This is a genomic window from Massilia sp. UYP32 (assembly GCF_050434365.1).
GTDB classification, from domain to species: domain Bacteria; phylum Pseudomonadota; class Gammaproteobacteria; order Burkholderiales; family Burkholderiaceae_D; genus Telluria; species Telluria timonae.
Map to the genome: position 1 here is coordinate 80,153 of NZ_JBNDIK010000027.1, position 21,279 is coordinate 101,431.

19 protein-coding genes are annotated in these 21,279 nt (G+C 68.6%); 8 read left to right on the forward strand and 11 right to left on the reverse strand.

Features of this window, described 5'->3' with window-relative positions; all coding sequences use genetic code 11:
* Positions 1–217: 217 nt before the first annotated feature.
* Both ABIB42_RS20560 and ABIB42_RS20565 read left to right on the forward strand, forming a co-directional pair.
* Positions 218–415, forward strand: coding sequence for a hypothetical protein (locus ABIB42_RS20560; RefSeq protein ID WP_005663549.1), 198 nt, complete (start codon positions 218–220; stop codon positions 413–415).
* Positions 416–928, forward strand: coding sequence for a hypothetical protein (locus ABIB42_RS20565; RefSeq protein WP_005663548.1), 513 nt, complete (start codon positions 416–418; stop codon positions 926–928).
* Here ABIB42_RS20565 and ABIB42_RS20570 read toward each other — a convergent pair.
* The 9 genes from ABIB42_RS20570 to ABIB42_RS20610 all read right to left on the reverse strand — a co-directional run bounded on the left by ABIB42_RS20570 (position 900) and on the right by ABIB42_RS20610 (position 11,224).
* Complete coding sequence (locus ABIB42_RS20570; protein ID WP_219862146.1) at positions 900–1,670, reverse strand: spermidine synthase; 771 nt, start codon at positions 1,668–1,670, stop codon at positions 900–902. The two genes, ABIB42_RS20565 and ABIB42_RS20570, sit on opposite strands and share 29 nt — an antisense overlap.
* A gap of 44 nt (positions 1,671–1,714) precedes the next feature.
* Positions 1,715–2,314, reverse strand: coding sequence for a glutathione S-transferase family protein (locus tag ABIB42_RS20575; protein ID WP_005663546.1), 600 nt, complete (start codon positions 2,312–2,314; stop codon positions 1,715–1,717).
* A 9-nt stretch (positions 2,315–2,323) separates the two neighbouring features.
* Entirely contained in the window at positions 2,324–3,688 is a 1,365-nt protein-coding gene (locus ABIB42_RS20580; protein WP_005663545.1) for a sensor histidine kinase, read from the reverse strand.
* Positions 3,685–5,016: a sigma-54-dependent transcriptional regulator gene (locus ABIB42_RS20585; RefSeq protein ID WP_040775492.1), complete on the reverse strand. Its 1,332-nt coding sequence runs from the start codon at positions 5,014–5,016 to the stop codon at positions 3,685–3,687. The genes ABIB42_RS20580 and ABIB42_RS20585 overlap by 4 nt, the downstream gene beginning before the upstream one ends.
* Positions 5,017–5,041: 25 nt before the next feature.
* A complete protein-coding gene (locus tag ABIB42_RS20590; protein ID WP_429248914.1) occupies positions 5,042–6,274 on the reverse strand; it encodes an ABC transporter permease in 1,233 nt (410 codons plus the stop codon).
* Between the two features lie 18 nt (positions 6,275–6,292).
* Positions 6,293–7,600, reverse strand: coding sequence for an ABC transporter permease (locus tag ABIB42_RS20595; RefSeq protein ID WP_429248915.1), 1,308 nt, complete (start codon positions 7,598–7,600; stop codon positions 6,293–6,295).
* Between the two features lie 9 nt (positions 7,601–7,609).
* Positions 7,610–8,323: an ABC transporter ATP-binding protein gene (locus ABIB42_RS20600; RefSeq protein ID WP_005663539.1), complete on the reverse strand. Its 714-nt coding sequence runs from the start codon at positions 8,321–8,323 to the stop codon at positions 7,610–7,612.
* Between the two features lie 25 nt (positions 8,324–8,348).
* Positions 8,349–9,614, reverse strand: a complete 1,266-nt coding sequence (locus tag ABIB42_RS20605; protein ID WP_429248916.1) for an efflux RND transporter periplasmic adaptor subunit — start codon at positions 9,612–9,614, stop codon at positions 8,349–8,351.
* Positions 9,615–9,772: 158 nt separating this feature from the next.
* Entirely contained in the window at positions 9,773–11,224 is a 1,452-nt protein-coding gene (locus tag ABIB42_RS20610) for a YbhB/YbcL family Raf kinase inhibitor-like protein (RefSeq protein WP_429248917.1), read from the reverse strand.
* 160 nt (positions 11,225–11,384) lie between these two features.
* Between ABIB42_RS20610 and ABIB42_RS20615 the strand changes: the two genes are divergently transcribed.
* Positions 11,385–12,980, forward strand: coding sequence for a MutS-related protein (locus ABIB42_RS20615; protein WP_429248918.1), 1,596 nt, complete (start codon positions 11,385–11,387; stop codon positions 12,978–12,980).
* Here ABIB42_RS20615 and ABIB42_RS20620 read toward each other — a convergent pair.
* Both ABIB42_RS20620 and ABIB42_RS20625 read right to left on the reverse strand, forming a co-directional pair.
* On the reverse strand, positions 12,926–14,776 hold the full coding sequence (locus ABIB42_RS20620) for a phytase (RefSeq protein WP_429248919.1): 1,851 nt from the start codon (positions 14,774–14,776) through the stop codon (positions 12,926–12,928). The two genes, ABIB42_RS20615 and ABIB42_RS20620, sit on opposite strands and share 55 nt — an antisense overlap.
* Positions 14,776–17,298, reverse strand: a complete 2,523-nt coding sequence (locus ABIB42_RS20625; RefSeq protein WP_429248920.1) for a TonB-dependent receptor — start codon at positions 17,296–17,298, stop codon at positions 14,776–14,778. The genes ABIB42_RS20620 and ABIB42_RS20625 overlap by 1 nt, the downstream gene beginning before the upstream one ends.
* Before the next feature lie 279 nt (positions 17,299–17,577).
* On the opposite strand from ABIB42_RS20625, the gene ABIB42_RS20630 reads away from it, so the two are divergent.
* The 5 genes from ABIB42_RS20630 to ABIB42_RS20650 all read left to right on the forward strand — a co-directional run bounded on the left by ABIB42_RS20630 (position 17,578) and on the right by ABIB42_RS20650 (position 21,273).
* On the forward strand, positions 17,578–18,438 hold the full coding sequence (locus ABIB42_RS20630; RefSeq protein WP_429248921.1) for a GGDEF domain-containing protein: 861 nt from the start codon (positions 17,578–17,580) through the stop codon (positions 18,436–18,438).
* Positions 18,435–19,484, forward strand: a complete 1,050-nt coding sequence (locus tag ABIB42_RS20635) for an AraC family transcriptional regulator (protein ID WP_184239987.1) — start codon at positions 18,435–18,437, stop codon at positions 19,482–19,484. The genes ABIB42_RS20630 and ABIB42_RS20635 overlap by 4 nt, the downstream gene beginning before the upstream one ends.
* A 79-nt stretch (positions 19,485–19,563) precedes the next feature.
* Positions 19,564–20,055: a hypothetical protein gene (locus ABIB42_RS20640; RefSeq protein WP_005663525.1), complete on the forward strand. Its 492-nt coding sequence runs from the start codon at positions 19,564–19,566 to the stop codon at positions 20,053–20,055.
* 22 nt (positions 20,056–20,077) lie between these two features.
* Positions 20,078–20,314, forward strand: coding sequence for a hypothetical protein (locus ABIB42_RS20645; protein ID WP_429248922.1), 237 nt, complete (start codon positions 20,078–20,080; stop codon positions 20,312–20,314).
* Positions 20,311–21,273, forward strand: coding sequence for an alpha/beta hydrolase (locus ABIB42_RS20650; protein ID WP_429248923.1), 963 nt, complete (start codon positions 20,311–20,313; stop codon positions 21,271–21,273). Before ABIB42_RS20645 ends, ABIB42_RS20650 begins: the two co-directional genes overlap by 4 nt.
* Positions 21,274–21,279: the final 6 nt, after the last annotated feature.

Here is a 21,279-nt window from a genome sequence, read left to right on the forward strand (position 1 = left end):
CGTCGCGCAAAAGAGACGCGCCCTCACACTTCACGACATTTTCATGAGTGTCGGGTAATGCATTGAGAATAAAGAAATTTTTGGTAAGAAATGTTGCTGCAGAGAGTTTGCTGGATTGTTACGTTCTCTAACAAGATTTCCAAGGGTGTGCTGCCGAGTGGCTTTAGCATTACATCTCAAGCCGGCGCTTTCGCCGCACTTCGTAGGCAGCCACATCATGATCCAACGACGAATCGACGAGCGGTCCGCGCTCGCTACCGAATATGCGTTGTTCCTGGCCGAGACGCGCGGCGTGTCGGCCGGGCTGGTGTACCTCGAGAGCTGCGATGTCTCACGAGAGATCCTGCTGCGCGCCATGCAGGATCCCGCCGCTCGCCGCAGCCGCGAGCGGCGCCAACGGCAACGGAACGACTAGATGAATATCACCCAGCTATGCAAGCGCTACGGCCTCCAGCACCACGGCAGCCTCGAAAGCGCCTGGGACGCCCACGGGCCGACCGGCATCGTGCTGATGCAGCTCTGGCACGCTCCCAACCAGAAGATCCATGACCATCCGCTGCCCGGCGCGCAGCTGCGGGTGCGCTGCATGGACGCCGGCGAGCCCCACGTATCCGACGCGAGGTTGGACGGAAACGCGTGCGCCGCCCGCGTGCGCAGCATCGCGGCGCTCGAGAACGGCGCACGCGGCTTTGCCGCGATGTCGATCCCGCCGAGCCAGTCGCGCGGCGCCGGCGCCTGGGCCAAGTATGCCAATCTCGAACGGGTGTTCCCGGTGCTGGCGCTGGAGCGCGAACCCTGCGGCGCGGTGTTCGCGCTGCTCGGCGCGCCGGTGCCGGCGTCCGAACTGGGCGTGACCGGCCCCCGTCCAGGACGCCGCCCGCCCACGCCGCGCCACACGATCACGAGTGGTCGCGCATCCACTCTTTGAGGCCGTTGACCCAGTTCTTGGCCGGCAGGTTCAGGCGCCGCTTGATCTCGCCGGCGCGCTCGTACAGCTCCGCGAAGTCGAGTTCGGGAGCCTCTCCGAAGGCCAGCACGACGATATTCGCATCGTGCACCTCGGGCAGCCAGGCGACGGCGTCGAAGACCTGCTCCATGTGCAGGAAGTTCTTGTCGTAGTTGCTGAAGTCGCCGAACACATTGGCGGTCACGATGCCGCCCGGCGCCAGGCAATCGCGGCAGCCCTGATAGAACTCGACCGAATCGAGCACCGGGCCGCGCGCGTCCTGGTCGTACAGGTCGACCTGCAGCACGTCGAACTTGCCATGGTTGGCGCGGTCGAGCACGAAGTCGAGCGCATTCATTTCGCGCACGTCCAGGCGGGCATCGTTGTCGGGCAGGCCGAACAGCGCACGGCAGATCGCGATCACGTTGGGATTGAGTTCGATCGCCGTGACCTTCGCCTCGGGAAAGCGCTGGTAGCAGAACTTGGTGAGCGCGGCGCTGCCCAGCCCGAGCTGGGCGATGTGGCGCGGCGCGCGCTGGAACAGCGTCCACATCATCATCATCTGCACGTATTCGAGCTCGATCGTGTCCGGCTTGGCGAGGCGCATCGCGCCCTGCACCCAGGAGGTGCCGAGGTGCAGGAAGCGCACGCCTTCGAATTCGTCGATGGTGGCGGGCGGATGGCCGGGCTGGGCGAAGCGGGGATCGATGGTGGACGGCGGCATGGTCGAGCGGCTGGAAAATCAGAGCCGATCTTACCAGAGACGGCTCATGCCACCCCGTTGCCGCACCAGGCGCCGAAGCCCGGACGTTCGCCAAGACGCGCGTACCAGGCCGCCACGTGGGGATAGTCGGGCCGCGCCATCGGCGTCATCAGCCAGCGGTTGACCGACAGGCCGAGCACGATGTCGGCCAGCGAAAAGCCGGCGCCGGCGATCCAGGGGCCGTTGTCGCCCAGGTGCGCATCGAGCAGCCCGACGTGGCGGTTCCAGCCTGCGATGCCGGCCTCGATCAGCGCCGGGTCCCGGTGCGCCGGGCTGCTGCGCACCAGCGCCATGAAGGCATAGCGCCAGGCCGTGTTTAATTCGGTGGCCTGCCAGTCCATCCACTGGCTGACGCGGGCGCGCGCCCGCGCCTCGGCCGGCCACAGCGACGCCCCGGCGTGGCGCTCGCACAGGTAGCGACAAATGGTGTTCGATTCCCACAACACGAAGCCGTCGTCGACCAGCACCGGCGCCATGCGGTTCGGGTTCAGCGCCGCGTGGCCGTCCTGCCACTCCTCGCGCACGAACGGCAAGCCCAGTTCGGTGCAGGTCCACAGCACCTTGCGCACATTGATCGAGGTGGCCTTGCCGATGACGGTCAGCATGATGTCCTTTCAGGTGGGGGAAGCTGCCGGCAGCCCCGGCAGGAACAGCGTGACGGCAAGCCCGCCGCCGTCACGGTTGGCGAGCAGGATGCGTCCGCCGTGGGCCTCGGCGATCTCGCGCGCCAGCGCCAGCCCCAGGCCGGTGCCGCTGCGCTTGGTCGAATAGAAGGGCACCAGCGCCTGGGTCAGCACCGCCTCGCTCATGCCGCTGCCGCGATCGAGTACGTCGATGCGCAGCTGGTCCTGCACGCGCCGCACCTGCAGCTGGACCCGGTCTGGCCTGGATCCGGATTCGTGCGCGTTCTTGAGCAGGTTCAGGAGTGCCTGCTCGAGCTGGGCGGCGTCGACCCAGGCCGGGTCGGGCGGCAGCTCGCCTTCGACGGAAAAATCGACCTGGCCGGCCAGGCGTGCGACCAGCTCTGACCACGGGCAGGCTTCCAGGCGCGGCGTCGGCAGCTTGGCGAAGCACGCATAGCCGAGGATGAAGCTCTCCAGGTGGCGGGTGCGTTCGCCGATGGTCGAGAGAATCTGCGGGAGGCGCTCCACCTGCCCGCGCCGCACCAGCTCGGCGCCGGAATGCGCGAGCGAGGCGAGCGGCGCCAGCGAGTTGTTGAGCTCATGGCTGATCACGCGGATCACCTTCTTCCAAGTCTGCACTTCCTGGCGCCGCAGTTCGGCCGTCAGCTGGCGCAGCAGCAGCAACTCGTGGCGGCGGCCGTTCAGGTTGAAGGTGCTGCGCGCCAGGTGATACACCTCTTCGTTCTCGCCTTCGCCGGCGCTGAACAGGCCGTCGCCGCCCCGCGCCAGCGCTTCGCGCAGGGCCGGCGCCGCCTCGTCGAGCACGGCGCGCAGGGCGTGCCCCTCGAGCTTGCGGCCATGCGCCAGCAACTGGCGGGCGGCGACATTGGCATAGACGATGACGCCGGCGTGGCCGACCGTATCCGCCACCAGCAGCATCGCCACCGGCGTGTTCTGCACCATCGAATCGAGCAGCAGCTCGCGCTGGGCCAGGCCCAGGCGCTGCTCGCGCAGGACGGCGCCCAGCCGGTTATGGGCCGCGATCAGGTCGCTCAGCTCGTCGTTGTGCGGCCAATGCAGGCTGAACGAAAAGTCGCCGTCGCGGTAGCTGTCCACCGTGCCTTCCAGCGCGCGAAACAGCGACAGGATCGGCTGGACTTGCGCGCGCAGGGTGATGATCGCGACCGGCAGCAATCCGAGCAGGCACAGGCCCGCGACCAGCAGCGGGCGGCCGGGGAACAGGGCGTCCAGGCCGAGCGCGGCCAGCATGGCCAGCACGAGCAGGGTGCCGACCAGCGCCGACAGGCGCGTGACCAGCGAGAACCTGGTCCGGGCCGGCGCCTGGCGTTCGCTCACGGACGTTCGATCCCAAGCCGCTCCATGCGGCGGTACAGCGCCTGGCGCGACAGGCCAAGTTCGTTTGCCGCCTGCGCCACCACCCCGCCGGCGCGCGCCAGCGCCGCCACGATGGCGTCGCGGTCGGGATCAAGGTCCTGGGCCGGCAGGCTGGCCGCGGGCAGGCCGAGGTCCGCCACCGTGATGGTGGCGCCGCCCGACAGCAGGTTGGCGCGCGCCATCACGTTCTTCAGTTCGCGCACATTGCCGGGCCAGGGATGGGCCAGCAGTGCCGCCTCGGCCGCCGGATGCAGGGCCTTGCCGTGCGCCAGGAATGATTGCGCCAGCGGCAGGATGTCGCCCGGACGGCTCGCGAGCGGCGGCAGGCGCAGCTCGATCACGTTCAGGCGATAGAACAGGTCTTCGCGGAAGGTCCCGGCGCGGATCATCGCGGAGAGATCGGCATTGGTGGCGCTGATCACGCGCACCTTCACTTGCCGCTCGCGGTTCGAGCCGAGCCGCTCGAAGCGGCCGGTTTCCAGCACCCGCAGCAGCTTCATCTGCCCGGCCAGCGGCAGGTTGCCGATTTCGTCGAGGAACAGGGTGCCGCCGTCGGCCGCCTCGAACTTGCCTTCGCGCGCCTTCGAGGCGCCGGTATAGGCGCCGGCATCGGCGCCGAACAGCTCGGCCTCGATCAGCTCGGACGGCAGGGCGCCGCAATTGAGCACCACGAAGGGACCGGCGGCCACTTGTGAATTGGTCTGGATGATTTCGGCGATGCGCTCCTTGCCGGTGCCGTTGGGCCCCGTGATCAAGACCGGCACGTCGGCGCGCGCGACCTGGCAGGCCAGGTGCAGCACGCGTTCGGTGGCCGGGTCCTGCCACACCAGGCCGCGCAGGTCGAAGTTCAGCTCGAGCTCGCGCTTGGCCTTGCGTTCGCGCTGCAGGCGGCTACCGAGCGCGCGATTGGCCTGGCCCAGCTCGATCAGGTTGCCGACCGTGGCCAGCAGGCGCTCGTCGTTCCAGGGTTTGGAAAGATAGTCGGCGGCGCCCGCCTTGACCAGGTCGACCGCCGCATCCAGGTGGGTCCAGGCGGTGAGCAGGATCACCGGCAGGTCGGGATGGCGCAGGCGGATCTCGCGAAACAGCGCCACGCCTTCCTCGCCCGACGTGGTGTCGGCCGTGAAGTTCATGTCCTGGATCACCAGGTCGACCGGTTCGCGGCCGAGAAGGTCCAGGCCCTCCTCGGGCGAGGCAGCGCGCAGCGCCGCGATGTCGTGCAGCGAGAACAGCACTTCGAGCGCCATGGCGACGGCGGCATTGTCGTCAATGATGAGAACTGTGGGCATGGCCGCCAGCATAGCACTGTCCGGGTCAGGTGCTGCGGGTGGCCAGCGCCGGCGAGATGCTGGCCGCGCGCCAGGCCGGGCCATAGGCGGCGAGGATGCCGATCGCCCAGAACAGCAGGGCGCCGGCGATCAGGTAGGGCAGCGGCAGGCGCGTCATTTCCAGCTTGCTCACCAGGAGCTGGTTCAGGCCCACGCCCAGCAGCACGCCGCCGACCACGCCGCCGCTGGTGATCATGACGTTTTCCAGGATGAAGTAGCGCAGGATGTCGATTCTCCGCGCGCCCAGCGCGCGCCGCACGCCGATCTGCTTGCGGCGCTGGGTCACCCACAGGCTGGCCATGCCGACGATGCCGCTGCAGGTCACCAGCAGCAGCAGCGCGCTCACCGTCACCAGCATCCACGACAGCGCCATGTCGGCGCGGTAGCGGTCCTTGCGGTCGCCCTCGACGGTCGCGATGCGCAGGATCATCGGCGTGGCCGACGACTTGCGCAGCGCCTGTTCGGCTTCCCGCATCACGCGGTCGCGCTCGCCCGCTTCGCTGCGCAGCGCATACATCGTGCCGGGCGTACCGTACATGAGCGCCGGGATCAGGATCGAATACTCGGCATCCTGGCCCACTTCGGCGTGGATGGTCTGCAGGCGCTCGACCACGCCGACCACCTGGGCGCCGCGCGCTTCGCTGCCGGTGCCGAAGTACATGGTCTTGCCGACCGCGGGCGCGTCGGGCCACAGCTTCTCGGCCAGCGCCTTCGTCATGAGGATCATGGTCGGCAGCTCGCGGTTGGTGGCCTGGTTGACTTCCGGGATTTCGTGCGCCAGGAAGTCGCGGCCTTCGACCAGCTTCAGGCCGAAAGTCTTGACCATCGAGCCGTCCGACATATAGGCCGACGCATAGGCGCTCTCGCGCTCCTGGCGCGGATCGGCGGCGACGCTGGTGGTGCTGCCGCTTTGCGACATCGGCATCTGCGACACCTGGCCCGCGGCCACGACACCTGGCACGGCGCGCAGCACGTCCAGCTCGCGCTTGATGGTGGCCAGCATCTGCTCGGGCGTGTCCTGGTTCAGGTTGCGCACTGAGAAGTAGAAGGTCGAGGCTTCGTCGTCGAGGCCGGAAGGGCGCGACGCCACCTCGCGCCTTTCGTTCACGATGTGCAGGGCGTTGGCCAGGATCGCCAGGCTCAGGGCGACCTGCATCGCCACCAGGATCGGGCCGGTCTTGTTGCGCAGCAGCGCGGACAGGATTGGTCGGATTTCCATATTCAGTCCCCCTGATGATTATTGCGATTTGAGCTGGATGGCCGGCGTCACCTGGCAGGCGCGCCAGGTCGGCAGCAGGCCGGCGACCAGCGCGGCGCAGATCGACAGCACGAAGGTCAAGGCAAGCATCTGCCAGTCCATGCGCGCCACGGCCGCCATGCTCTTGCTTTCCATGCCGATCAGGGCCAGCGCGCCAAAGGCCAGCGCCAGTCCCAGCACGCCGCCGGCCAGGCCGACCACGCCGGTCTCGATCAGGAACTGGCGGAAGATGTCGCGCCGCGAGGCGCCCAGCGCGCGGCGGATGCCGACCTCGGAGGCGCGCACCGAGAACTTCGCCAGCAGCAGGCCGACGGTGTTGACCAGGCACAGGAGCAGGAAGCCGAAGGCGAGCCAGGCCGACAGCCGGGTATCGTTGCCCACCACCTTCTGCTTTTCCATCCATTCCATCACGTTGTACAGCTCGACCGGGGCCTGGCGCTTCAGGCGGCCCAGCTTGCGCTGCTCGCTCGCGTAGTTTTCGAGGAAGGCGTGCAGGTCGGCGCGGTCCATGCCTGAACGGGTTTCGAGCCAGAGCTGGATCCAGGTGCATTCCGAGGCCAGCAGCGAGGCAAAGCCTGAATCGCGCGACTCGCTGCAGTTGACGCTGCCGTAAGCCGGCAACTCGCGCCGCACCGCGGTGGTGAAGGGAATCATGAAATCTTCACCGGTGGCCGGGCCGCTGCCGATCAGCTTGTAGTAGCGCGGCATTGGATTCCATTCGTCGAGCACGCCCACCACGGTGAACGGTTCGCCACCCATGCGCAGGCGCTGGCCGACCGGGCTGGCGTCGCCGAACAGCTTCTCCGCCACCGCGCGGCTCAGCACCACGACGTTGGCGCCGCGCGTCTCGTCCTCGACGCTCCACGGCTGGCCATGCAGGAAGGGCACCTCGAACATGGCGAAGAAATCGCGCGTCGGCGCCAGGCCATAGCCGGTGAAGGCCGGGATGTCGGTGCGCGGCGGCTCGATCGGCATGCCGGTGCCGTACATGGCCGTGCCACGGTCGCCCGGCTTGGCGCGCAGCAGGTTCATCGCGTCCTTGTAGGTCATCTGCATGTCGATGTGCTCGGAACCCGGGATATAGCCTTCGGGCTGGGCGTTGTCGATGAAGGGCACGAACAGGCGGTCGCTCTTCGATGGGATCGGGTCGCCCGACATCGCGTGCAGGATGGCGAGCGTCGAGACGCTGGCGGCCACGCCGATGGCCAGGGTCAGCACCATCAGCGCGGTCAGGTAGCGGTTGCGGCGCAGGCTGCGCACGCCGAGCTTGAAGTAATAGCCGAACATGACCGCTCCTCAGGCTGGGACGGAAGCCACGCTGTCGACCAGCGACGGCGAACGGCGCACCAGGTCGGACACCTGGCCGTCGATGATGTGCACGTTGCGATGGGTGCGCACCGCCAGTTCCGGATCGTGGGTCACCATCAGGATCGTGGTGCCGGCGGCGTTGATCTCTTCCAGCAGCTCCATCACGCCGCGCGCCATCTGCGTGTCCAGGTTACCGGTCGGTTCGTCGGCCAGCAGCAGCTTGGGCGAGCCGGCCAGCGCGCGCGCGATCGCCACGCGCTGCTGCTGGCCGCCCGACAGCTCGGCCGGGTAATGCTTCATGCGCGAGGCCAGGCCGACCTTGGCCAGCGCGTCCTCGATGCGCTCCTTGCGTTCGCGCGCATTGAAGCCGCGGTAGCGCAGCGGCACGTCGACGTTGTCGAACAGGTTCAGGTCCGGGATCAGGTTGAAGCCCTGGAAGATGAAGCCCAGCTTCTCGTTGCGCAGGCGCGAGCGCGCCGCGTCGTCCAGGCCCTTCACGTTGACGCCGTCGAGCACGTATTCGCCCGAGGTGAATTCCTCGAGCAGGCCGGCGATGTTCAAAAAGCTGGTCTTGCCCGAGCCGGACGGACCGGTCACGGTGACGAATTCACCCTGGCTGACGTGGATCTCGAAGCCGCGCAGCGCGTGCGTCTCGATCATGTGGGTGCGGTACACCTTGCTCAGGTTGGTCATGCGCAGCATGGTTGGCTCCTTGTTCTGGATAATGTCAGTTGATCGAAACACGTGCGGCGTTCTCGAAGGCGTCGGTGCCGGCCACCACCACCTTGTCGCCGGCCTGCAGGCCGGACAGGATCTCGACCGCCGAGATGCTGGTGGCGCCGACCTGGATCGGGGTGCGCTGCGCGACGCCGTCGCGCATCACATAGGCGTGGCGGCCGCCTTCGTTTTCGAGGAAGGGGCCGCGCTGCACCATCAGGACGTTCGGCTTTTCCTCGATCAGGAGGCGCGCGCTGACGCGCTGGCTCTGGCGCAGGCCCTTGGGCTGCTCGCCGTCGAAGCGCACCCGCGCCAGCACCTGGTTCTTGACCACCTCGGGCGACAGCGCCGACAGCTTGCCGGTGGCGCGGCCCGAGGGCAGGGTGATCTCGGCGCTCATGCCCAGGCCCAGGTCGCCGGCATAGGTTTCGGGCACCTCGACCTCGACTTCGAGCTTGGACAGGTCGACCAGCGTCATCAAGGGGGCATTGGCGATCACCACCATGCGGTTCTGCACGTTCAGGGTGCCGATGAAGCCGTCCACCGGCGCGCGTACGGTCAGTTCGTCGACCCTGCGCTGGGCGTTGGCCATCGACAGGCGCGCGCGCTCCATCTCGTTGGTCTTGGTGCGGATCGCCAGCTGGACGTCGTCGCCTTCGAGGTTGGCCGCCTGCGCCGCGTGCTTGGCGCGGATGCCGGCCGAGTTGAGGGCATCCTGGGCCTTCTGGTAGTCGATCTCGGCGATGATGCCGACCACGCCCACGCTGTCGTAGCGCTCCACGGTGCGCTGGGCCGACAGGCGCTCGATCTCGGCGGTGTCGGCTTCGCGCCGGGCCAGCAGTTGCTGCTTGCGCGCCAGGATCTGCTGGCGCGCCACCTCGGCCTTGAGCTGTTCGTAGGTCGAGACTTCGCGCTTGAGGGCGTCGGTCAGGTCGGGCGACTCGAGCACCGCCAGCACGTCGCCCTTCTTGACGGTGTCGCCGGCGGCGACCTTCAGGTTGACGGTGGCGGGGGCGGTGGAATACAGGGTGGGGCTGACGGCGGCCACGACGCGGCCGTTGACGGCGGCGTCGCGCACCAGCGTGCCGCGCTGGACTTCGGCGATGCGCACGCGGCTGGCGGAGACGGAATGTTCGCTGCCGCTCCAGGCGGCGTACAGGGAGAAACTGGCGGCGGCCAGGGCGACGGCGCCCCCTAGCAGCAGCGCGCGGCGCTTGATCTTGTGGCCGGCCGGCGGGGCGACGACGGCGTCTTGCAGGGATGTATCGCGAATCATGGCGTGTCCAGTAACGACGGGTTGCTTGTCGTTACAGCACGATCCATGCCAGGATGTAAGTTATTGATTCCTAAGGTGAGGGCCGGCGAACGCCGCTGTCCGCGATGTCCGTCCGGCCTCCCTGCGGTCGTTCGCGGACAGGACTGTCCGCGTCGCGCTCACTTCTGCGGCTGCTGCTTCTGGCCGTACCTGCCGACGATTTCGCCCTTGGCCAGCACATCGCCCTTCATCGCCGCCAGCACCTGGTCGCGGTCGGCGCCGAATGGCACGTCGAGCATCTTGTCGAGGGCATAGACCTGGAAGTGGTAGCGGTGCGCCGCCTCGCCGACCGGCGGCTTGGGGTCATAGTAGCCGGGCGCGCCGCGCGTGGTGCGGCCCTGCAGCACGCCGTCCGGGTCGGACAGGCGCGGCTGCTCCTGCACGCCTTCCGGTACGCTGGTGATGGTGGCCGGGATATTCCACATCACCCAGTGTACGAAGGGCGTGACCGGCTTGGCGTCCGGGTCTTCCACGATGACCGCGTACGACTTCGCGCCCGCCACGGCTTTCCAGGACAGCGCCGGCGAGACGCCGTCCGCATACTCGGTGTAGCGCTCGTCCATCATCCCGTTGGCGCTGAAGCTCGGCGACGTCACGCTCAACTGGCCCTTGGCTTCGGTCTCGGGACGCTGGTTCGCCAGCGGGACCTTGTTGCCCTTGTTGACCTGCTCTTCCATCGGACCCGCTGGCGCCTTCGGCGGCGTGGCGGCGGCCGCCTTGCCGCCGGTATAGGCGATGCGGTAGATCACGCCGTTGGCGTCGTCCGCCATTAGGAGCGCGCCGTCCTTGGCCAGCGCGAGGCCGACCGGACGCGCGATATGGGTCTTGCCGCCATCGGTCAGGAAGCCGGTGACGAACGGTTCCACCGAGGTCGGCTGGCCGTCCTGGTAGCGCACGCGCACGATCTCGTAGCCGGATGCCGGCACCCGGTTCCACGAACCGCGCATGGTGACGAAGGCGTCGCCTTGATACTCCGCGGGGAAGGCGCTGCCGGCACCCCATACCCACTGCATCGGCGCCTCGTGGGCGGTGTAGCCCAGCACCATCGGGGTGCTGCGTTCCTTCCACTGCTGCTTGGTGATCTCGCCCTGCGGCGTGCTTTGCGGGTAGATCTCGCCGGCCCCATACACGTGCGGCCAGCCGTATTGCTTGCCCAGCTCGATCTTGTTGATCTCCTCTGGCTGGACGTCGTCGCCCAGGAAGTCGATGCCGTGGTCGAAGCCCCACAGCTCGCCCGTGGTCGGATGCCAGCCGAAACCGATCAGGTTGCGCAGGCCGCTGGCGAAGATGGTGCGGCTCTTGCCGTCGCGGGATACGCGCAGCAGGGTGGCGTTTTCCACATTGCTCTCGTTGCAGGTGCTGCCGACGCTCAGGTACAGCATGCCGTCCGGGCCGAAGGCCATGGCGCGGTTCGGATGCTGGCCCGAATCGGGCAGGTCGCCGACCAGCATGGTCAGTTCGCCCAGGCGGCCGTCTGGCCTGATGTCGGCGACGAACAGCTCCTTGACGGTGACGAGATACAGCTTGTTGTCGCGGATCGCCAGGCCGTGGGCGCTGGCGCGGTTGGCCACCGTGACCGGCGCGCCGGGAAACGTACGTTGTCGGATTCAATGTCGCCTACCCGTCACGGGTAATTTCACCCAGCAACTGTTTGCGATCTTGCAAGTTGGCAATCCCGTCCGTATGTTGGACTGGCACCCGGCGCCGCCGGTTCTCCCCCAAGGACAGACCTTGTCGTTGTTCGACCGCCTGCAAGACCTGTGGCGCAGCCTCGCGCCAGTGACCCCGCCGCCTCCGCGCCACTTCTTTACCTCTGAAGAGATCGGACGCCTGCACCGCCTCGATGGCGCCGCAGGCATCGACGACCAGACCTGGGACGACCTGCTGCTCGCATCCTTCGAAGACAAACTGGCGCCCGACGCCAGCATCTTCGGGCGCCAGGTATTGCACCAGCGCCTGCGCGCCGGCATCGACGATGCCGCCTGCACGATGCAACGCACTCGCCTGCAGGCGCTGATGGACGATCGCGCGCGCCTGGAGGCGATCGACGCCAGCCTGTCGACCTTGCGCCATGCCGACGCCGAGGTGGCCGACCTGCTGCTCCAGGATGCGGCGCCGACCATCCCGTTCTGGTCGCGCTGGCTATGGCTGCTGCCGCTGGCCCTGCTGCTGTCGCTCGCGGCCCTGGTCACCCTGCCGTTCGGGTGGGCGCTGACGCTGGCGGCCCTCGCCCCGCTGATGGCGCTGCAGATCCGCTATCACCGCCCGGTCGAGGAATGGACCGCCACCATCCGCGCCCTGCACGCGCTGCTGCGCACGACCAGTTTGCTGGGCAAGCAGGGCGGGCCGATGCTGGAGACCTTCATGGAGGCGCGCGCCAGCGCCGAGCGCCTGCACGTGCGCCTGGCGCGTTCGCCGAGCCTGCGCATGATCCCGGCCGCGAAGCAGTATGCCGACTGGTTCGCGGCCGACAACGTGGCGCATTACTTCAAGACGCTGCGCATCGTCCACACCGAGCGTGCCTTCCTGCGCGAGTGCTACCTCGCCTGCGCCAACCTGGAGGCCGACGTGACCCTGGCGCGCCACCTGGCATCGATCGGGCGCTGGTGCTGGGCTGAACGCGGCGACGCGCGCACGCTGGTGCTGGAGGGCGGCGTCCACCCCCTGATGGCGCAGCCGGCCGCGCTGTCGGTGACGCTGCAAGGAAAAGGCGCCTTCGTCTCCGGCCAGAACGCCTCGGGCAAGAGCACCTTCCTGCGGATGGTGGGCCTGAACGCGATCGCGGCGCGCGCCTTCGGCTTCTGTTACGCGACGCGCGCCTGCCTGCCGGCGCTGCCGGTGCGCGCCAGCATGCGCAGCGAGGATTCGCTGCTGGGCGGCGAGAGCCTGTACATGGCGGAGCTGCGGCGCGCGAAGGAATTGCTGGATGCCGCCGGCCAGCCGCCGGGCATCTGCCTGATCGATGAGGTGTTCCGCGGCACGAACCACCTGGAGTCGGTCTCGGCGGCATGCGCCGTGCTGGAGCAGCTGGCCGGGCGCGACCTGGTGCTGGTGTCCTCGCACAACCTGGTGCTGGCGCCGCTGCTGCGCGAGCAGCTGGCGCCGTTCTTCATCGACACCGCCAGCGGCCAGCCGGTGCTGGCGCCGGGCGTGTTGCGCAACCCGAACGGCATCGCGCTGCTGGCGAGCCAGGGCTTCGGGCCGCGGATCGAGGAGCGGGCGGCCGAGGTGGCGCGCTGGTTGAGCAGCCACCTGGCGGAACCCGCGCCGCCTCAATCTTCCAGCTTCAGGGCCTTGGCGACGTCGTCCCAGGCCACCGCCTTGTAGTTCTGGGCGCCTTCGGGCATGCGCTTGAAGCCGTCATGCACCACCAGCATGCCGCGCGCGAACGGGCCGCCGAAGTTCGCCGAGCTCACTTCCAGGCCATCGGTCTCGGAGGCGCCATCGATGCCGGCCACCGGATCCATGCCGACCCGGAACGCGCCGCGCACCTTGAACGGCGCCGCCGCATCGAACACCACGTAGCTGCTGTTGCCTTGGCTCGACACCACCAGGTAGCTGCGCTTGTCGCCGTGGTAGATGCCCATGCCCTCGATGTCGTCGTGCAGCCATTCGCCCACCGGCATCACCATCTCGAGCTTGGCCGGCTGGTCGGCCCTGGCCGACGTGACCCACAGCGCCTTGTCTTCTTCGCCCACGAACAGCAGGCCGCTGCGGTCGTCCGCCACGCAGCCTTCGGGTTGCGTCGCGACCCTGAACTGGCGCGCCAGCCTGGCGCCGTATTTTCCGCCGCTGCGGGTGATCTGCCAGTGCTCGTAGCGGCCGTCCTTGTCGTTCACAAAAGCATCCAGGCCGCCTTCCGGCGTGCGGTACAGGCAGGTGCCGTAGATGTCGCCCAGGCCGGTCGGCAGGCGCGCCGCTTCCGCCAGCTCGCCGCCGGCGTCGATCGTGTACAGCACCATCGCCTGCTCGTCGCGTTGGGTGGCCAGCGCCAGGTCGACGCGCTGGCCCTCGAAGCGCAGGTCCTGGCGCACGTCGACGTTGTTCAGGCGGCCGGAAGCCAGGAACTGGGTCTGGCGGCCGTCCAGGTCATACACCAGCAGGCCCTGCTTCTTGTTGGAGCCGAGGATGCGCGACTTGCTGGCATCAAGCGGGTTGACCCAGATCGCCGGGTCGTCGGCCGCGTCGCCCATCTGCGCCACCGGCGCGGTCTGCATGCGCGGCATCACGATCGGCAGGGAACGCGGCGGCGCGCTGCCGGCTTTCCAGGCCAGGGCCGGCGACTGCCAGCCTTTTTTCGTCTGCACCATCAGGGCGGCGCCGCCCAGGGCCACCAGTTGTTCGGCGCCGAGCGCACGCGCCGGCAATGCCTGCCATGCGGCGCCGGCGCGGCGCCAGCCGAGCAGCTCGCCTTTTTCTCCGAGGGCGGCGACGCCGCCCGGCAGCACGGCCAAGCCTTTGACTTCACCTTTCAGCTTGCCATAGGGGGCGCGCAGCGCCACCGGCGTGCGCGCCGACGGGCCTTCGGCGTCGGCGCCATAGGCCCACAGGCCCATGCCTTCCTCGGCCACGAACAGGGTGGCGTAGGCGTCGTCGACGCGGCAGTGTTCGACGCCGGTCGGCAGCGCCAGGCGGCGCACCAGGCGGTGGGGCTCGCCCAGCAGCCATTGCTGCGCCTGGCCATCCGCGCCCACCAGGAACACGTGGTCGAGGTTCTGGGCGTCGCGGTACATGCAGGCCGCCTCGATGCCGAAGCCGGCGCTCGGAATCGCCGGCAGGCGGGTCAGCGTGCCGGCCGCCAGGTCGATCCGCACGGGCTGGGCCTGTTCGAGGTTCGAGTCGACCAGCACCGCCAGCGCGCCGCCTGAAGAAGGATGGACGTCAGCCCGCACGTCGAGCCGCTCGCCGCGCAGGGCCAGCGTCGCGCGGTCGATGCCGTCGGCGCCCACCAGGCGCAGGCCGCGCTTGTCCAGCGCCAGCCAGGCGCCGCCAGGCAGGGCAGCCAGTTCTTCGGCGTCGAGCGGCGCCTTTGCCACTTGCGGCGCGGCGAGTGCTGCGGACATGGCGCCGTGCAGCGCCGCCAGGACGATGAGTGCAACGATCGGGGAAACGATTTTTTTCATTAGAAGATGCTCGCTTTCAGGCCGATCTTGAAGGTGCGGCCGTATTGTTCATGTTGCGCATTGCGGGACTTGTCGCCCATGTAGACGTAGTATTTTTCGTTGTTCAGGTTGCTGGCATCGAAAGTCAGCTGCCAGCGTTTGTCGAGCTTGAACGACATCGAGAAGTCCAGCTGCTTCTGGGTGTCGACGTAGCGGTCCTGGCTCGCGTCGAGCACGTCCTCGCCCAGTTCGAGCAGGTAGGGCGACTTGTAGTTCATCGCCAGGCGCGCGCTGAACGGACCCGACTCGTAGCCGACCATCAGGTTGCCGATGCGGTTCGACTGGCCCGGCATGCGGATGCTGCGCGACGCCACGCCGCCGTCGCCATCGGCGCTGTCGATATCGGCGCGCGAGTGGGTGATGGCGCCGTTGATGCCGATCAGCAGGCCGTTGAACGGCGCCGGCAGCATGCGCAGCGGCTGCTGCCAGGCCAGTTCGATGCCGCGCACGCGCGCCTGTTCGCCGTTGGCGTACGAGATCGCGCTATTGAAGTCGACCCAGTCTCCGCGGCCGGCCAGGTCGGTGGCGTAGGTGAAGTCCTTGATATCCTTGGTGAAGACATAGGCCGACACCACGCCGTCGCCGCCGATGGTGCGCTCGATGCCCAGGTCCAGGTTGTGCGAGCGCAGCGGATTCAGGTCCGGGTTGCCGATGGTGGCTTCATCGTCGCCATCCAGGCTGACGCCCGGCGCCAGCTGGGCGAAATTGGCGCGCACCACCGAGTTGCTCCATGCCGCGCGCAGGCTGGTGTGCTGGTCGAGGTCGTAGCGCAGGTGCACGCCCGGCAGCCAGTTGGTGTAGGAGCGCGCAGCGCCGCGCGGCGTGATCTCTTCTTCGTCCGTCACTTGCGAGCCGTCGGCCTTGAAGCGGGTGCGCTCGGCGCGCACGCCCGCCAGCAGCGACCAGGCGCCGCTGCGCAGGCTGGCCTGCACGTACGCGGCGTCGATGTCTTCCTGCAGCTTGAAGTCGTCCAGCGCCGAGTCGACGATCGCGCGCGCGCCCTCGCGGTTCAGGCCGGCCAAGCGGGCGCGTACCAGGTTCGGGTCGAGCGTGTAGCCAAGGTTGCCGAACGGGTAGTCGATGCGTGTGCCATTGACGAAGGCGCTCATCGAGGTCGGGCCGGCCCCCCAGTAATCGCCGTCTTCCGGGTCGTCGCTGCCGAATTCCCAGGCGTCGGTGTCGGTGCGCTTGTCGCGGCGGGTGGCCTTGGCGCCGAACTTGAGCGCGCCGTTCCAGTCGCCGGCGTCGAATTCGCGCTGCAGGTCGAGGCGCAGCTGGTGGCTGGTGTCCCTGGCGTAGGCGCGCTCGATCGCGAACGAATCGAGCTCGTAGTTGGCGGCATCAAGCACGCCGGCCGGGGCGATCAGGTGCGGGGCGCGGGTGTTGGTAAAGCCGACACCCTCGAAGCTCTCGACGTTGGTGAAGCGCGCGTCGCTGATCGCGTTCGGCGTCTCGTCGGTGGCGCGGCTGGTGGCGGCTTCGAGGTGCATCTTCCAGGCGTCGCCGAAGCGGCGGTCCATGGAGCCGGTGAGCGAGCGGATCTCTTGCGTGTACTTGCGCTGGCGCAGGCGGCGCTCGACGGTCGCCGGGGCGAGCTCGCCTTCGACCACGCTTTCGTCGTCGTTCTCGAAGTCGCCCACGGTCATGCGGTCGCGCGACTCTTCGTCCGAGAAGCGGCTGAGGAAGCCGCGCAGGGCGTAGCTGGTGCTGGCGTCCGGGCGGTAGTCGAGGTTGACGGCGCCGGCGCGGCGCTCACGCGTGGGCAGGTAGTCGCGCATCTCGAAGCCTTCCAGGCGGTCGCCGTCCCAGGCCCCGCCTGTTTCCACGTTGTCCGAGCCGAACTTGCGCTTCTCGCCCGACAGGCCGGCGGCGATGCCCAGCTTGCCGTCCATGAAGCGCTGGGCCCACAGCAGGTTGGCGCCGGGGCTGTTCTGGTCGGTGTTGGTGTCGTGGCTGGCGGCCACGCCGACGCTGAGCAGCTTGCCCGGCAGGTCGAACGCCGACAGGGTCTTGACCTCGACCGTGCCGCCCAGCGAGTTGGCGTCCTGGTCGGGCGTGGCCGACTTGGTCACTTCGAGCGAGCGCACCAGGCCGGCCGGCAGCACGTCCAGCGCCACCGCGCGGCGCGTCGCTTCCGGCGAGGGCACCAGGGCGCCGTTGATGGTCACGCTGTTGTAGTCGGCGTCCAGGCCGCGCACCACCACGTAGCGGCCTTCGCCCTGGTCGCGCTGGACCGACAGGCCCGGCACGCGCGCCAGCGCCTCGGCGGCGTTCTTGTCCGGCAGGTGACCGATGTCGTCGCTGCTGACGACGCTGACGATGTTGTCGGCCTGTTCCTGGGCGGCGATGGCGCGCGCCAGGCTGGCGCGCTGGCCGGTGACGACCACGCTGGATTCGACGGCCGGGGCCGGAGCCGGCGCGGCGTGGACGCCGGCGGCGGCCAGCAGGCTGGCGGTGACGGCGGGGAGGGCGAGATGGCGCATGGGGGCAAGAAGATAGTTGGAGTGGGGCGGATTCTGGTGTCTCAATGTGACGATCTGGTGACGCCGGTCCGCAAGAGCGCCTGCGTAGACCGAAGATGAGCTGAATTGACCCGCCACCCATGGCGCACGCCGTAGGGCGGCGGCGGGTGAATGCGATCGGACGCCATGCGACGTGAGCCGTTCGGACCCCGTGCCGGGATGCCACAGCTTTGCCATCCTGTCATCCTGCGGTCATCTGGCTGCGCTATGTTCCGGCGATCCACTTCGAACGCTGCCCCCATGTCCAACGTGATCCGCCATGCCCTGCTGATCGGCGCGCTGCTCGGCGCCTTTGCCTTCCTGTTCGTCGGCGCCGGAATGGTCATCCCGGTGGCCGAATGGGACTGGGTCGACATCGCCAGCGAGGGCGGCACCTCGCTGCTGGCGGCGCTGTGGTGCCTGATCGTGCTGTCCAGCCGACCGGACGGGCTGGTCACGCGGCTGCTGTCCGGGGGCCTGGCCTGCATCATGCTCGGTTCCTGGGCCGACTGCCTGGACGAGGTGGTCGACGTCGACAAGGCGGCGTTGTGGGACAACGCGCTGGAGTCGCTGCTGCCGCTCGGGATGCTGATCCTCACCGTTGGCATGGCTTACTGGAGGCTCGAGCAGGCCACGCTGTCCGACCACATGCGCAAGCGCGAGCGGCTGTTTCGCAACCACCGCCCGTTCGACCGCATCACCCAGCTGGCCGACGCCGCCTACCTGCGCGAGCAGCTGCGCCTGGAGAGCCGGCGCAACGATGGCCAGGGCTGCGCGCTGGTGCTGTTCGACATCGACGAATTCCACCGCATCAACCGCGAACACGGCCAGGCGGAGGGCGACCGCGTGCTGCAGGCGGTGGCGCACATGCTGCTCCTGAACCTGCGCAACGAAGACCTGCTGTGCCGCTATGCGGGCGACCGCTTCGCGGTGCTGATGCCCGGATTGCACGAGGGTGAGGCGCGCGACGCCGCCCAGCACCTGTGCCGCATGGTGTCCTCGATGCGCCACCATGCGCCCAAGGGCCGGGTGCGGATCTCGCTGCGCCACGGTTGCGCACCCGCCCAGGGCGCGCCGGATGCGCTGCTGTCCGACTTGTGCCGCCAGATGGACGCCGTGTGATCGCCTGGCAGCCGGCCGGAGAACCGTCGATCCCGGCGCGGCAGCAGCCCGCGCTGGCGCTGGAATACGGCCGCTCGCGCGATGCGAGCGACGCCGACCTGCTGCGCGATACGGGTCTGCTGGCAGGCTTGCATCCCGACCGTCTGGTGGCGCCGGCGCAGTACCTGCAGCAACTGGCGAACACCCTGCATGCGCTGGACAGCCCCGACACCAGCTTCATGCTGGGCCAGCTGCTGCTGCCCGGTCACGACGGCGCCGCCAGCCACGCGCTGGTGCAGGCGCCGGACCTGCGCGCGCTGCTGCAAACCCTGTGCCGTTTCCACGCGCGCCTGACGCCGCTGTTGCGGCCGCGCTTCGAGACCTGGGGCGAGGTGGCGCTGCTGTACTGGGTCGACGCCTATGGCGCGCCCGGCCTCCGGCCGGCCCTGGTCGAGATGCACATGACGGCGGTGGTCGCCCTGTGCCGCTGGCTGGGCGGCGAGCGCCTGCCGTGGCGCTTCTGCTTCAACCGCGGCGCCCCGCGCCACGTCGAACAGCACCACGTCCACCTGGGCGCCGAGCTGCGCTTCGGTTGCCAGCTCGACGCCATGTTGCTGCCGGCGGCCTGGCTCGACCGGCCATGGCCGCGCGCCAGCGAGATGGCGGCGCGCCTGGCGCAGCGCGCCGCCGAGCAGGAAGAGGCGCGCGCACCCGGCATCCTGGCCGCGTTGTACGACTATCTGCTGGCCAACGTGCGCACGGCGCCGACGCTGGAGCGCACCGCCGCCGACTTCGGCGTCAGCCCGGCGACCTTCAAGCGCCAGCTGCTGCGCCACCATACCCATTTCCAGGGTGAGCTCGACCAGGTGCGCACCCATGTGGCGCTGTGGCTGTTCCAGGTCGAGCGGGCCGACAACGAGCAGGTCGCGCGCTACCTGGGCTTTCATGACGCCGCCAATTTCCGGCGCTCGTTCAAGCGCTGGACCGGCCTCACGCCGGGTCCGATCCGGGCCGCGCTGGACGGAGAGCTGGGCTGGTTCATGGGCGCGCTGGAGCCGGGAATGTAGGACGCGAGAGAATCCGCGCATATTCCATTCTCCGAGAAGTGGTATCTTTCACGGTCAAGGCCGTTTTCGAAGAAAAGGAATGAGCGCCAGCCTGGTCCTGCATATCGTCTGTCCAACCCAGAAGCGCGGCTTTGCCGCGTGCATGTCCTTTTGCTTCGTCTGCCTGCTGGTCTATGGCCTGGCCAGCGGCGCGCAGCGCGACCTGTCGCCCGGCGTCGCCATCTTCACCGCCTGCGCGCTGGCCATCGTGAGCGTGGCCGCCTGGGCGCTGTATCGCAACTTCGTGTTCCGGGATGAGCTGTACATCGCCCCTGCGGGCGAGCTGCCGCCGATCGAGCTGGCCTTCCGGCCCGACGAGATCCGCGCGCTGCGGCTGCTGCCGGCGCCGGAGGCCTGGACGCCGGAAGCCAAGTGGGATGCCCTCGGCTTCGGCCATGGCCGGATCGAGATCGAGACCGCTACCCGCCGCTACCATTTCGGGGCGGGGCTGGACCAGCGTCAAGCCGAGGCGGCGCTGGAACGGATCCAGGATTTCTGCCTGGCGCAGCGCGGCCTGCCGGTGGCGGCGTGAATGATATTGAATGAGGAATGCTATGTCAGAGCTTGAAAGGAAGTGGTGGTTTTTCATACCCGTGGTGATCCTCACGGCGATGTCGACGATCGGGTTGCTGCACGCGGCCGGAATCCAGTACCAGCCGGTCCAGTTCAGCGCCGCGCAGTGGGCTGTCTGGTTCCTGTGTTTCGTGGGTTTGCAGCGCTGCTTTTCCTTCCTGGGCTGGCTGACGGTCCTGGCGGTCTCGCCCAGGACGATCACCGCGGAGCGCGCATGAAATCCGCCACCAGCCTCGTTGCCACGCTGCTGCTGTTCCTGGCCGCCGGCATCGCCCCGGCCCAAACGACCGAAGAACACATCAATCTCGACACGCCGACCGGCCGCATCGCCGGCACCCTGCAATTGCCGGCCGCCCTAGAGGGCAAGCCCCGTGTCGCATTGATCATCGCCGGCTCCGGCCCGACCGACCGCGATGGCAACAACCCCCTGATCCCGGGCCGCAACGACAGCCTCAGGATGCTGGCCGTGGCGCTGGCCGAGGAGGGCATCGCCTCGCTGCGCTACGACAAGCGCGGCGTGGCCGCCAGCCTGGCGGCCGGACCGCCTGAATCCGAGCTGCGCTTCGAGACCGGCGTCGACGATGCCGCGGCCTGGCTCGGCAAGCTGAAGGCCGATTCGCGCTTCGGCCCGGTGGCCGTGATCGGCCACAGCGAGGGATCCCTGATCGGCATGCTGGCGGCGCAGCAGGCCGGCGCCGCGGCCTTCGTCTCGATCGCCGGCGCCGCCGACGGCGCCCCGGCCATCCTGCGCAAGCAGCTTGCCGGCAAGCTGCCGCCCGAGCTCGACAAGGAAAACGAGCGCATCCTGGCGGCGCTCGAGAACGGCGCGACGGTCGACCAGGTGCCGCCCGCGCTGATGGCCGCTTACCGGCCGAGTATCCAGCCCTATGTGATCTCGTGGTTCAAGTACGTGCCGTCGCAGCGCATCGCCGCCCTGACCATGCCGGTGCTGATCGTCCAGGGCAATACCGACATCCAGGTGGAGGTGGCCCAGGCCTATGGGCTGCATCGCGCCAAGCCCGATGCGACCCTGGCCATCATCCCCGGCATGAACCATATCTTCAAGCACGTACGGGCCGACCCGGCGCTGCAGGCCGCGGCCTACAGCGACCCGTCGCTGCCGGTCTCGCCATTGCTGGTGAAGGCGGTCAGCGACTTCCTGAAAAAGACCAACTGAGGGCTG